Genomic DNA, 13,219 nt, shown 5'->3' on the forward strand with positions numbered 1-13,219 from the left:
GCAGCCCCGTTTCAGAGGATTGTTAAAAGTTGTAGGTTGCCGATATGGATTCGCGTCGTGCCACTCCTGAAGCGACTGCTGCTTTAGCCACAGCGTCAGAAACAGCTTTGACTACGCGCGTATTAAATACAGAAGGAATAATATAGTCTTCCGTCAATTCTTCGTCCTTAACACTGTTGGCAATGGCGTGCGCCGCTGCCAGTTTCATTTCTTCGTTAATGGTGTATGCTCGTGCTTGCAATGCGCCTTTAAAAATACCAGGGAAGCAGAGCACATTATTGATTTGGTTCGGATAGTCCGAACGGCCAGTAGCTAGTACTCGCACGTACGGCGCAGCTAACTCAGGTTGAATCTCAGGTGTTGGATTAGCCATGGCAAAAACAATGGGATCTTTGGCCATACTCTTAATATGTTCTACTTTGAGGACGCCTGGGCCAGATACACCAACAAAAACGTCTGCACCCTGAATGGCACTGGCGAGATCGCCCTCAACGTTTTCTGGATTGGTATGTTCAGCATACCAATTCCATATGTCGTTTTCATACGTTTTGCCGCGATGAAGAACGCCTTCCAAAGTTACGCCGAGAATATTTTTGATTCCTGCCGCAAGCATCATTTTTGTGCAGGCTACACCTGCAGCACCAATTCCTACGACGACAACTTTCAGAGATTCCATCGGTTTTTGGACGATTTTGGTGGCGTTAATAAGACCAGCCAAAAGTACAACAGCTGTGCCATGCTGATCGTCATGGAAAACGGGGATATCCAATTCCTGTTTCAATTTTTCTTCAATGTAAAAACAACGTGGTGAAGCGATGTCTTCTAAATTAATGCCGCCAAATGCTGGTGCAATAGCTTTGACAATAGAGACAATTTCGTCAGGGTCTTTTGTATCCAGGCAAATGGGGAAAGCGTCAACATTGGCGAATTGTTTGAAGAGCATGGCTTTCCCTTCCATGACAGGCATTGCGGCACGAGGTCCAATATCTCCCAAACCTAAGACTGCCGTGCCGTCCGAGACCACAGCCACCGTGTTGCGCTTGATGGTCAACTGGAACGCTTTTGATGGGTCTTCGTGAATAGCCTCGCAAATACGAGCAACATGTGGCGTGTATACACGGCTTAAATCGTCGCGGTTTTTCACTTGAAGTTTTGGCGTTACTTCAATTTTACCGCCCAGATGGACAAGGAAAGTCCGGTCTGATACAGCAACCACTGTAATACCGTTTTCTTCATTGAGAAGCGATGCAATTTTATGACCGTGATCGCGATTATTTACATTAATGGTGACGTCGCGGACCATGGTCTCTTTGCTGACGCGAATGACGTCCACAGCGATGATGTCTCCGCCGTTGTCACCAACCAAGCTTGCCACGCGTGCAAAAGACGTGACGTTTGTATTCAACTCAAGGCGGAAAATGAGAGAGATAGCTGCACCATTATGGACTTCCATAAAAAATGATGCCTCCTTGTAAAAGTAGTGGTCTCGGAGGAAGCAAAGACACAAGTCCGTTGAAAAAGAAACCCGCTGACACTGGGAGCAAGGAACTTGCAATGCTTCATGTTGTATTGAATGTCCTTCATTGTATCATGTTTAATAGAATCCTTGGGTCGATTACTGTCGATAGAATCGTACATTTGTTGGGATGGCCTAATTCATGGGGGTGAAATGCTTGTGGAATGAGTTGAAACCTTTGCTAGAGTACTGGTTGCAGGCTGCGCAGGCGGAGTATCGCTGGGTTTCTGCTGCTTCCAGAAGCCAACAGTCACTTTCCAGTGAGGAATCGTTCTTTGCCTTTGATGACGATGTCTGGTTGGTGGTGAAAAATCAATATCTGACGGCATCCTTGCGCAATGCGATAGAAGAGACTCGTCGTCTGTTTCGTGCCCGGGTCGGAATGGGGAGAAAATCTTTTCAACCCCATGTTTGGTTAACAGAGGCCAACTTGTTAACGTTACCAGCGCTCATAGAGCGTTGGTCAACCATAAAGGTGGAAGACGAGGATAAATTGGATACTTTGGTACCGGCTTATTTGCTCTGGTTTCAAATGAAACCAGGTGTTTTAGAAGATGAAATACGTCAATTGACGGAAGAAATTATACTGGCCCATCTCTCTCCCGATTGGATGTATTGGTTTGAGCAAGGAGAATCAGCTCTGCTGTTGGCGCAACCTTTGTCATCTTTGGATACGGGGTTTCAGTTACTGGGCTCTCCTTTGGCAGATGGAGAGGAAAGTGAGCGGACAAGTCTCTGTCAATTGCTCTATAGCGTGATTGCTGCCTTGGAGTCGGATGCACTTTTGACGGCACGTGTATTGGTCTCGGAGCGCATGGATGATGCACGGCTGACCAAGCGTGCTATTCTCAGTCTGGCAATGGTCCACCAATGGTTTGTGCAGCGTCACCAACAGGAGGCGCAGCAGCGGCTGCTGACTTTTGCGGAAGGTTTGCCATATCTCACTTTGATGTCGATTGATGGCTCCTATGACCGATTGCTTTTACATGCTGCTTCTTCACGAGTCAATGGGTATCCATTTCCTCTGCCACCCGATTTGGCGGGAACTTTGCAAGCTATGATGCAGGCTCATTTGAATGTCAGTGAGGCAGCACGCAGAATGTTTGTCCATCGCAATACGCTGCTCAATCGAATTGAGCGTTTGCGCGAATCTACTGGATATGATGTACGCCGCTTTGAAGATGCACTTTCTCTCTACTTGGCCAATGAAGTGGCAAAGCGAAACAGCCATCAGAAGTTTCCGGGAACAGAAGCCGAATAGGCAGGTTGCCTATCTGAATGAACAAAGAGCGTGCAAGTTGCCCATCGCCTGCAAAACGAGTTTCAGTTACGATGGAATGAGCAGAAGACGGGCTCGCCCTGTCATACTTGGAAATGGGGAGGAACTTTTGTGGCACGCGTAAAATTAGATCATATTTATAAAAAATATACTGCTGACACAATTGTTGTAAAAGATTTCAATTTAGAAATTCAAGATAAGGAATTTGTTGTTTTTGTCGGACCATCCGGTTGTGGTAAAACTACCACGTTACGAATGATTGCTGGTCTCGAAGATATTACAGGCGGCGATTTATATATTGGCGATCGCCGTGTGAATGACGTAGCGCCTAAAGATCGAGACATTGCTATGGTTTTCCAGAACTATGCGCTCTATCCTCACATGTCAGTATACCAGAATATGGCTTTTGGTTTGAAGTTGAGAAAATTCTCTAAATCAGAGATTGACAAACGTGTTCGTGAGGCAGCTAAAATTTTGGATATTGAGCATCTGCTCGATCGTAAACCAAAAGCTCTTTCCGGTGGTCAGCGTCAACGTGTTGCGCTCGGTCGAGCTATTGTTCGCGAGCCGCAAGTCTTTCTGATGGACGAACCGCTCTCCAACCTTGACGCCAAATTGCGCGTTCAGATGCGCGCGGAAATTCGTAAATTGCATCAACGGATTCAAACAACCATGATTTATGTAACCCACGATCAGACGGAAGCTATGACAATGGGTGACCGGATTGTGGTAATGAAAGATGGTATTGTCCAACAGTGCGACACACCGCAAATTGTCTACAGTCGTCCTGCCAATATGTTTGTCGCCGGATTTATCGGTTCACCAGCCATGAACTTCTTGCGTGGTGAAATTGCTGAAGAAGCAGGGAAACTTTATTTCCGTGCTCCAGGCTTCTCCATCCTCTTGCCGGAAGGGCGTTATGCAACCCTGAAGAGTGAGGGGGCGGTAGGTAAAGAAATGGTTCTTGGTGTGCGTCCAGAAGATGTACACAATGAAGAAATGATGCTTTCTACTTATCCAGAAGCAGTAGTCGACGCTAAAGTTGAAGTTACGGAGCATATGGGTTCTGAGGTTTATCTGCACGTGTCGGCTGGTAGTCAGTCTATGATTGCGCGTGTAAATTCCAGATTCCATTTCCATCCTGGTGAGCCAGTGAAATTGGCGATTGATTTAAACAAAATTCATCTTTTCCACGCAGAAACAGAGCAGGCGGTAGTTTTCCACCACACGGAAAAAACTTCGCCCGTGACAGTAGACGCGTAAGCGTCTGGATGGCAAAATAGTCTGAAGGAAAATCAGGAGGGATTTGCATGCGTGAAAAAGATGTGCAGATTCAACTAGTGCAAGGCTTATCAGCGAGATCGGCGGCAAATTTTGTAAAAACTGCTTCTTCGTTTAGCAGCGATGTAAAAATCGGAAAAAATGGTCAGTTTGTAGATGCTAAAAGTATTCTGGGTGTTATGTCTATGGCCTTTGCCAAAGGAGAACAAATTACACTCCGAGTTGATGGATCGGATGAAGAGGCCGCTCTGGATTCGCTGGTCAGTCTTCTTGAATCGAACGAATAAGCAAATTATTCTTGGGATACCCCGACCATTTCGGTGCGGGGTTTTTCTCTGATAAAAGTTTGTGCAAAATTCATGTCAATCCAAAGCTTGTCTAGTACGTGAAAATGGAAGCTATCCCGTGATAGAATAAATAGAGAAGAAGTTGGATAGGTGAATCAGTGGTTCTGCAGACCTTGCGGGACTGATTTTGTCAATGCGGGACTAAAATTGTCCTTTATTGGAGGTGGCGCTTTGAATAAAATCGCGGTACTCACGAGTGGCGGTGATGCGCCCGGTATGAATCCAGGTATTCGAGCTGTAGTTCGAGCCGGGATTTATCACGGATTAGAGGTCGTTGGTGTGCGACACGGATATGCGGGTTTATTGCGTGGGGACTTTATCCCTATGACTTTAGAGTCGGTAGGGGACATTGTGCAACGTGGTGGTACGTGTTTGTACACTGCCCGGTGTCCAGAATTTATGACACCTGAAGGTCAACAGCTCGGTTTTGAACATTTGCGCCAATCAGGGATTGAAGCGTTGATTGTTTTTGGGGGTGACGGTTCTTTCCATGGGGCGTTACGTTTACACGAAATGGGTATTCAAACGATTGGTGTACCTAGTACGATTGATAACGACATAGCCTGTTGTGATCTAACCATAGGATTTGATACGGCTGTACAAACCGTGATTGAGGCGATTGACAAAATCCGCGATACTGCCACATCGCATGAACGCACATATGTGGTGGAAGTCATGGGGCGCTCGGCAGGTCATATTGCTTTGCAGGCTGGCTTAGCTGGAGGTGCGGAGTCGGTTTTGATACCAGAAGTGCCGTACCAGTTGGAAGACGTCATCAAACGTCTGGAGCGCGGTATTGCTCGGGGCAAAAAACATTCCATTATTGTAATTGCCGAAGGTGCCGGAAGCGGAGTGGAAGTTGGGCAATATGTGCGTGAACACACGGGTCTGGACGTGCGTGTTACGGTTCTTGGCCACGTCCAGCGCGGCGGTGCTCCCACGGCGACCGATCGCGTTTTGGCCAGTCGCTTAGGGGCATACGCGGTCAATCTTTGTATGGCTGGAGAATCAGGCAAAATGGCGGCGACCCAGAATGGCGAGTTGTGCGCCGTGCCCTTCGAAACAGTTTTCAACAGTGTACGCGCGCCGGAAATGTCCGTTTATCAATTGGCAGATATTCTTTCTATTTAGTCACATTCTCGCATGGTTTCTCTGCGTAGAAAAAGAAAATTGCAAACGGATAAATTCTCTAGGCAAGGAGACGCTAAAGGTCACGAGGTGAGATGAGAGATGAATCAAGTGCGTCGAAGACTCGTGACCCTTTGCGCTTTCATGTTGGCTGGAACCGCCAGTATACTATTTTCATGTGCGAATGCAGAAGCTGCTGCTCCGCATATGCCGCTCAATCGGCAGGATCATCGTATGTTATCTTTAGATCAGCAGTCGCCACACCTCATCTTTGCTGTGGCCCATTTGCAGCCAGAACACCATTCGAATGTTCATGGTAAAGCAGAGCTGATATGGGATGAAGCTACCCAATCCCTTAGTGTTCGAGTAGATGCCACTGGCTTGCAACCACAACATAACTATCCCCTGCGGCTTCACAATTTTACTGTGGCCGATCACGGTCCTACGCTGTATGCACTGACTAGCCTTTACACTGACAAAAACGGTTCTGGTCATTCTCTGACGATACTACACAATGTGACCTATATACCGGATGGTCACTGGTTTGTTGCGATTCACGCCGGGCTAAATTTTGACACGGAATTGGAAACTCTTGCCGCGGGCAATATTCACGTGTTGCATCCGCTGCTGGGAGAACACCTGGAAGCCCGCTGATGCGTCTTTATGATGAAATAGCCATGATGGTTGAAAATTGCGCCTGATCGCCACAGCGACAGGCTTTTTTTATAGACGGAAAGCTATTCTTTGCCTAAAAAAGATACCGTTTGTTTGGTATGATACACTGTAGAGCAGTCGAGGATGATAAAGAACGAAACAGGTTGTGGAGGAAGATTATACATATGGCACAGCCATGGGTTGGAGTGATTATGGGAAGCCAGTCTGACTGGGAGACCATGGAACATACTTGTAAATATCTGGGCGATCTCGATATTCCCTATGAGGCCAAGGTTGTCTCTGCCCACCGTACGCCGGATGAAATGTTTCAATATGCTGAAACTGCCGCAGAGCGCGGTCTGCAGATTATCATAGCCGGTGCAGGCGGTGCTGCGCATTTGCCGGGAATGGTAGCTGCTAAGACCGATTTGCCGGTCATTGGTGTACCTGTGCAATCCAAAGCATTGAATGGGTTGGATTCCTTGCTCAGCATTGTTCAGATGCCTGGTGGCGTCCCGGTTGCTACGATGGCCATTGGCAAAGCAGGTGCCCAAAACGCAGCCCTCTTTGCTGCACGCATCTTAGCGGTACATCATCCAGAGTTGGCTGAAAAATTGGTCACTCGCAGAGAACTCATCCGGCAAAGCGTGGTGGAAGGAGGTCTTCCCCATGTCCAGCGCGGCTAAACATGTGATATTGCCAGGTCAAACCATTGGTATACTGGGTGGCGGTCAACTGGGACGCATGATGGCATTGGCTGGACGAGCTATGGGCTACCGATTTGTGGTGCTCGATCCTGCTCCTGATTCTCCTGCTGCCCAAGTAGCCGATGCACAGGTTGAGGCAGATTACAGCGATGTGAAGGCAGCTCGCCAGTTGGCTAAAGAGGCTGACATTATTACGTATGAGTTTGAGAATGTTGATGCGCAAGTGGCTTCCATTCTTAGCGATGAGGCGTATATGCCGCAGGGTAGCCATCTGCTCTTTATCACCCAGCATCGCATTCGTGAAAAACAGACGATGGAGAAGGCTGGCGTACCAGTGGCAAAGTGGCGTGCTGTTTTCACATTCAATGACTTAAAAACCGTCTTTCAAGAATCGGGACAGCGCGGAATATTGAAAACAACTCGCGGCGGTTATGATGGTAAAGGACAGTGGAGAATTGTACCAGAAAGTCGGTTGGAGGATATTTGGAATGAATGCCAGCCGTATTTGCAGGTGCATGGACAAGATGAAGCTGGCCCTTTAATTTATGAGTGGCTGGTACCGTTTGTGCGTGAAATATCAGTCATTGTTACGCGAGGAGTCCAGGGGGAACAATCGCTTTTTCCTGTCATTGAAAATCACCACCAAAACGGCATTTTGTACATGTCTATCGTTCCCGCTCGTATTCCTGAAGAGGCTGTTCGTTTGGCTCAACAAGCTGCGGTGAAAATAGCTGATCAATTGCAATTGGTAGGAACACTCGCTGTGGAAATGTTTCTCACGGAGAGCGGTGAGGTGTTGGTGAATGAGTTAGCCCCGCGTCCTCACAATAGCGGCCATTTAACCATCGAAGCTTGTGCTACTTCACAATTTGAACAGCATATCCGAGCCATTTGCGGACTGCCTTTGGCGGAGAATCGATTGCTTACACCAGCAGTTATGGTCAATGTGCTTGGTCAACATCTTCATCCTTTGCTTGAGCAAATCGACCGTTTTCCGCGTAATGTAAAACTGCATCTTTACGGGAAACGCGAGCCTAAAGTTCATCGTAAAATGGGGCATCTCACATGTCTTGGAGATATCGATACAGCTTTGCAGTTTATCGGATCGTCCAAAATATGGGCAACCGATTCTGAAAGGTGAGGAAAATTGCATGGATATGGATAAGCTACAGCGCGACATTCCCGACTTGCGGAGCAAGGCGCTGGCCGAACTGTCAAGCCCTGAAGACCGCCGGACTTTAGATGCTTGGCGTGTAGAGTATTTAGGCAAGAAAAGTGAGATTGCACAGTGGATGAAAATGCTTGGCAATCTTAGTCCAGACGACCGACGTATGGCAGGGCAGCAAATTCACACGCTTCGACAGACTTTGGAATCCGCGTTTACTGAACGTATGCGGGAAATGGATGAATTAGAAATCGAGCGGAAGCTGCGAGAAGAGACACTGGATATTACTTTGCCAGGCACACCCCAGGCCATTGGCCATTTGCATCCTATTACTCGAATCTTAATGGAGATTGAAGATATTTTTGTCAAAATGGGATTCGCGGTTGTAGAAGGTCCGGAAGTTGAAACGGACGCCTATAATTTTGAGATGCTGAATGTCCCTAAAGATCATCCAGCTAGAGACATGCAAGACACTTTTTATTTGTCGGAAGAATTGTTGTTGCGCACGCATACATCGCCTATGCAAGTGCGTGTAATGGAGCAGATGCGGCCCAATATTCCAGTTAAAGTGATTGTTCCAGGGCGTGTTTATCGACGCGACGAAGATGATGCTACCCACTCGCATGCTTTTCATCAAGTGGAAGGACTGGTTGTAGATAAAAATATTCGCATGAGTGACTTGAAAGGGACGCTTGAAGAGTTTGCCAAAGCTTTATTCGGTCCGGAACAAGCTGTGCGATTGCGACCCAGTTTCTTCCCATTTACAGAACCTAGTGCTGAGGTTGACGTGCGTTGCATTCATTGCAAGGGCCAGGGATGTCGTGTTTGCAAGCAAACAGGCTGGATTGAAATACTTGGTGCAGGCATGGTGCATCCGAATGTTTTGGCCGCCGCTGGCTACTCGCCCGATGCTTATACCGGATTCGCGTTTGGCATGGGTCCAGAAAGAATTGCCATGCTAAAATATGGAATCTCCGATATTCGTTTACTCTATCAAAACGATCTGCGTTTTTTGCGGCAATTTTCGCAGTTGCGTTGATGGCCTGGAGAGGATGATGGGTTTTGCGGGTTTCTTATCAATGGTTATCTGAATATGTCGATTTAAATGATGTCACACCTGAGCGTCTGGCTGAACTTTTAACTTCCGGTGGCTTGACGGTCGATGCTGTAACGACGCGCAATCAAGGTGTAGAAGGTGTAGTTGTGGGAGCGGTTCTTGCTTGTGAGCAACACAGCAATGCTGACCGTTTGAAAGTATGCCAAGTGGATGCGGGTACAGGTGAAATTCTGCAGATTGTATGCGGCGCAGCAAACGTACGCGCTGGTGTTCGTGTTCCCGTCGCTTTGGTTGGCGCCAAGCTTCCTGGTGGCGTGGAGATCAAGCGCGCTAAATTGCGCGGGGTAGAATCGAGTGGTATGCTCTGCTCCGCAAAGGAATTGGGTCTTGAGGTTCGACTTTTGCCCACCGAACAAACCAGTGGGCTGTTTCTCTTGCCAGAGGATACTCCGATTGGGCAATCGATTGTAGATGTACTGCATTTGGATGACGCTGTGCTCGATCTCGATTTGACGCCCAATCGTGGTGATTGCCTTTCCATGCGTGGTCTGGCCTATGAAGTGGCTGCTTTACTGGGTCGCCGTTCTCATTTTGAGGAGAAGGCAGAGGGGCATCATCTCGATGTAAGTGATACACCGCAAGTGCGTGTGCGCATTGAAAGTTCAGGTTGCCACGCTTATGCAGGACAAGTGCTTCAACTCACAGGCAACCATCAACCTTCTCCGCTATGGATGCAAATGCGGCTGCTTGCTGCAGGCATCCGTCCCATCGATGCGATTGTCGATGTTACCAATTATGTCATGTTGGAGTGGGGTCAACCACTTCATGCTTTTGACTTTGCCACAGTTGAAGCTGGACAGATTATTGTGCGTGATGCTGAGCAAGGAGAACTGATAGAAACGCTGGATGGGCAAAAACGTGTTTTAGCTGAGGGCATGACATTAATTGCTGATCCGAAAAAAGCATTGGGCATAGCGGGAGTGATGGGCGGTGCCAACAGCGAAATCAGCGTGGGTAGTCGCTCCGTATTGCTCGAATCTGCCTTATTTGAGAGAAGCCATGTACGCAGAACGGGTCAGAAACTAGGTTTACGTTCAGAGGCTCAGCAACGTTTTGAACGTGGTGTAGATCCGGCAGTACAAATTCCTGCACTGAAACGTGCAGTTGCACTCTTGCAACAAATTGTTGGCGCAACGCCACAGGGAGGCGTATGTCAAGTCACGTCAGACAGCATGCCAAGCATGCTGGCGCATGAAGTCTGTTTTTCGCCCGCACGATGCAATCAAGTGCTTGGCACAAGTTTTCAGGCCAGTGAAATGAGAAATGTTTTTTCCCGGCTAGGATTTACGGTTATTGGTCAGGGAGAGACAGAAAATTGGCGAATTATGGTTCCTTCAAGACGAGCGGATATTCAATTGGAGGCGGATTTGGTTGAAGAAGTAGCTCGTCTCTGTGGTTACGATGCTATTCCTGCTACCTTGCCGATGCTGGCCAATGCTCCAGGGCGTGTCGGAGAAAGTTATAAGTTGCAGAAGATGACACGCAGTCTTTTCACGAATTGTGGTATGGACGAAGTGGTGACCTACGCATTTGGTCATCCAGAATCGATATCCTGTTTGCGATTGCCTGAAAATCATTCTTTGCGACAGAGCATTCCACTTCTGTTGCCTATGTCGGAAGAACGTTCCCATTTGCGCCGACATCTTTTGCCTAGTTTAGCGCAAGTTGCTCTTTACAATTTGAATCATGGTGTGAAGGGCGGAGCCATTTTCGAAATTTCTCGTGTTTTTCACCCATACCAGTTGCCACTTGTTCAGCAACCGGAAGAAAGACACTCGCTCGGGGCTCTTTGGTTTGGACATACGGATATAGAACTGGGGCGTCCGACGCGCGCCTATACATTTTTTGATGCAAAAGGCGTGTTGGAATATTGGCTGATGATTCTGGGACTACAAGAAAACTTGCAATTTACGCGTTCTCATTTGCCATGGTTACATCCAGGACGAAGTGCGGATATCCTTGTGAATGGCGTCACGATAGGCTCATTGGGTGAGTTACATCCGGAGAGCGCTTTACAGTTAGAGTTGCCGCGGGCTATTTGGGCCGAGATCGACCTGACAACAGTAGCGTCGTTACCTGTACACGCTTGGCAGGTTCATCCTGTATCCCGTCAACCATGGTCATATCGGGATTTAGCTGTTCTGGTAGACCATGAAGTACCGGCCGAGTCTTTGCTTATTCAAGTTCGGAAAAATGCATTGGCCGTCATGCCTCATTTACAGTTGACAGCAAAAATCTTTGATGTGTACAGTGGCAAGGGTATACCTGTGGGCAAAAAAAGCGTCGGTATTTCCATTTCTTTGGGTCTTGAAGACGCAACTTTAGATGACGACTCTATTCAGCGGATTATGGATGCTATTCTTCATGGCTTGCGTTTGGAATATGGAGCGGAATTGCGTGGGCAGGATTCTTAAAGTCAGACGAGAACATTCTTAACATACAGGTTGGCATCATTTTGTAGAGAAGGCGCTCGAAAACGGGGGGATAAAGACATGGAAGACGCGCATCACAATCGAGTGAAGGTTGAAATTTTCGGAACAGAATATACGTTGCGCGGTGATGCTTCCAGTCAACATATGCGGCAGGTGGCTCAGCGTGTTGATCGGTTGATGGCTGCAATTTCCAGTGCTATCCCCATCTGGACGAGCGCAGAGTGGCGGTTCTTTCTGCAGTTAATATGGCTGATGAATTGATTCAAACTGAAAATAAGTTAGAGCAATTACAGGCGCAGTATGAAAAATTAGAAAAGGAACATAGAGAACTTTTAGAATTGCTGGATGAGCAAACGAGACAGAGCAACTGATAGCAAGTCAATCTTGCTGGACGGGAAATGTGGTGAACAGTTTGGACGCGTTAGATATCATCATGCTGCTGGTGTTGTTGCTTGGGGCATGGAACGGTTATCGGACAGGTTTCATTCGCCAGGTAACGCGGCTTTTTGGTGGAATTATCGCTTATGCGGTTTCTTATTGGTTGCGCCCATATGTTGCTCCAGTCATTGAAAAATGGCATATCTTGCCGAATATACCGCAAGGTTTTGCTACTGAGATTTTTGGGAACTTATCGGGTGCTGTCGCTTTCCTGCTGATTTTTGTAGTGACTTATATAATTTTGCGATACGCAGCAGGGTTGCTGGAAACTCTCTTTTCTCTGCCTGTGCTTTCGTTTATTAATCGTCTGGCTGGATTGGCAGCTGGGATATTATTGACGTTGCTCTTTCTGTATATTGCTGTGCTGGTACTTCATTACATTCATAATCCAGCCTTACAAGCCCAGTTGCGCCATTCCCAGTTTGCTGCTTGGCTAAGTGGCAAATCGTTGGAAGAAGCGCATTCCATTACCATAGATTTTCACACGTAATGGATAAAAGTTGCCAATCTGTCCGCATAGGATGTGGAAGGGTTACTGATGAATTTGGCGCGGCTCAAAAAGCCGCGCCCCAACTTTGTGGGTATGTTATAGAAGAATTTTTAAATGTATATGCTTTGTCTCTTTTGTCAATCGTGTAATCGGCTGCGCCGAAACTCAGTAGGTACAAACAGATCGATAATGCCAATGACCAGGGAGGCCAGCAATGCTCCAAGAATTGTCACTCGCATACCTGGTACAAATAATTGGGCAATGTAGAGGACGACTGCGCCAGAAATAAAACCAACGACGCCTCTTCCATAGGGAGAGATGTGGTGCCCAAAAATAGCTTCAATGACCATTCCCAATAGGGCAATGACCACAGCAGCAACAAGAGCCCAACCAAAAGAAGCCACAGCGAATCCTGGTACAATGAAGCCTACAAACATAAGAACAAGTGCGGAAACAATAAAACGAACAATCGTGCCGATCCAATTCATGCGTATGCCTCCTCGTCGCAAAAAAGTTAAGTCTTAGGGTGCAAAACTAGAGCAAAGTGGTTCCTTACAGTTCGTTATGCGGTCGGTTGACGAACCTGTCCTCAGTTTGCCCGATATGACCTGAATCCTATCCGTCCACTGGGTTTTTTCTTTCTCCATAGGATTATGTTACATTGA

General features: G+C 47.3%; 12 protein-coding genes and 1 pseudogene. 11 read left to right on the forward strand and 2 right to left on the reverse strand.

The genetic code is table 11. The features are described 5' to 3' along the window. Window positions 1-22 precede the first annotated feature (22 nt). On the reverse strand, window positions 23-1,453 hold the full coding sequence (locus FY534_RS04390; protein ID WP_072872708.1) for an NAD-dependent malic enzyme: 1,431 nt from the start codon (window positions 1,451-1,453) through the stop codon (window positions 23-25). Window positions 1,454-1,673: 220 nt separating this feature from the next. Here FY534_RS04390 and FY534_RS04395 point away from each other — a divergent pair, with 220 nt between their 5' ends. The 11 genes and pseudogenes from FY534_RS04395 (at window position 1,674) to FY534_RS04445 (ending at window position 12,554) form a co-directional block, all read left to right on the forward strand. Then, window positions 1,674-2,777, forward strand: a complete 1,104-nt coding sequence (locus tag FY534_RS04395; RefSeq protein ID WP_203115291.1) for a PucR family transcriptional regulator — start codon at window positions 1,674-1,676, stop codon at window positions 2,775-2,777. 129 nt (window positions 2,778-2,906) lie between these two features. Continuing rightward, window positions 2,907-4,058 (forward strand): ABC transporter ATP-binding protein, encoded by a 1,152-nt coding sequence (locus FY534_RS04400; RefSeq protein ID WP_203115292.1) that lies wholly within the window; start codon window positions 2,907-2,909, stop codon window positions 4,056-4,058. A 47-nt stretch (window positions 4,059-4,105) separates the two neighbouring features. Next, complete coding sequence (locus tag FY534_RS04405; protein ID WP_072872705.1) at window positions 4,106-4,363, forward strand: HPr family phosphocarrier protein; 258 nt, start codon at window positions 4,106-4,108, stop codon at window positions 4,361-4,363. A 231-nt stretch (window positions 4,364-4,594) separates the two neighbouring features. Then, the gene (gene pfkA / locus FY534_RS04410; RefSeq protein ID WP_203115293.1) at window positions 4,595-5,554 is read left to right on the forward strand and encodes a 6-phosphofructokinase; all 960 of its coding nucleotides are present in this window, start codon (window positions 4,595-4,597) and stop codon (window positions 5,552-5,554) included. A gap of 99 nt (window positions 5,555-5,653) precedes the next feature. Continuing rightward, complete coding sequence (locus FY534_RS04415; RefSeq protein WP_072872704.1) at window positions 5,654-6,205, forward strand: CHRD domain-containing protein; 552 nt, start codon at window positions 5,654-5,656, stop codon at window positions 6,203-6,205. 185 nt (window positions 6,206-6,390) lie between these two features. Further along, window positions 6,391-6,891 carry a 5-(carboxyamino)imidazole ribonucleotide mutase gene (purE, locus tag FY534_RS04420; RefSeq protein WP_203115294.1) on the forward strand — a complete coding sequence of 167 codons (501 nt, stop codon included), beginning with the start codon at window positions 6,391-6,393 and terminating at the stop codon, window positions 6,889-6,891. After that, on the forward strand, window positions 6,875-8,053 hold the full coding sequence (gene purK, locus FY534_RS04425) for a 5-(carboxyamino)imidazole ribonucleotide synthase (protein WP_203115295.1): 1,179 nt from the start codon (window positions 6,875-6,877) through the stop codon (window positions 8,051-8,053). Before purE ends, purK begins: the two co-directional genes overlap by 17 nt. Window positions 8,054-8,069: 16 nt before the next feature. Continuing rightward, complete coding sequence (gene pheS / locus FY534_RS04430; protein ID WP_203115527.1) at window positions 8,070-9,116, forward strand: phenylalanine--tRNA ligase subunit alpha; 1,047 nt, start codon at window positions 8,070-8,072, stop codon at window positions 9,114-9,116. Window positions 9,117-9,139: 23 nt separating this feature from the next. Next, window positions 9,140-11,608: a phenylalanine--tRNA ligase subunit beta gene (gene pheT, locus FY534_RS04435; RefSeq protein WP_203115296.1), complete on the forward strand. Its 2,469-nt coding sequence runs from the start codon at window positions 9,140-9,142 to the stop codon at window positions 11,606-11,608. A gap of 162 nt (window positions 11,609-11,770) precedes the next feature. Further along, a pseudogene (locus FY534_RS04440) lies at window positions 11,771-11,997 on the forward strand (cell division protein ZapA). Between the two features lie 32 nt (window positions 11,998-12,029). After that, window positions 12,030-12,554, forward strand: a complete 525-nt coding sequence (locus FY534_RS04445) for a CvpA family protein (RefSeq protein ID WP_203115297.1) — start codon at window positions 12,030-12,032, stop codon at window positions 12,552-12,554. Window positions 12,555-12,691: 137 nt separating this feature from the next. On the opposite strand, the gene FY534_RS04450 is transcribed toward FY534_RS04445, so the two are convergent. After that, window positions 12,692-13,042: a phage holin family protein gene (locus FY534_RS04450; RefSeq protein ID WP_072872699.1), complete on the reverse strand. Its 351-nt coding sequence runs from the start codon at window positions 13,040-13,042 to the stop codon at window positions 12,692-12,694. Window positions 13,043-13,219 lie beyond the last annotated feature (177 nt).

Origin of the sequence: Alicyclobacillus sp. TC, assembly GCF_016804365.1 — a bacterium.
Lineage (GTDB): Bacteria > Bacillota > Bacilli > Alicyclobacillales > Alicyclobacillaceae > Alicyclobacillus_I > Alicyclobacillus_I tolerans.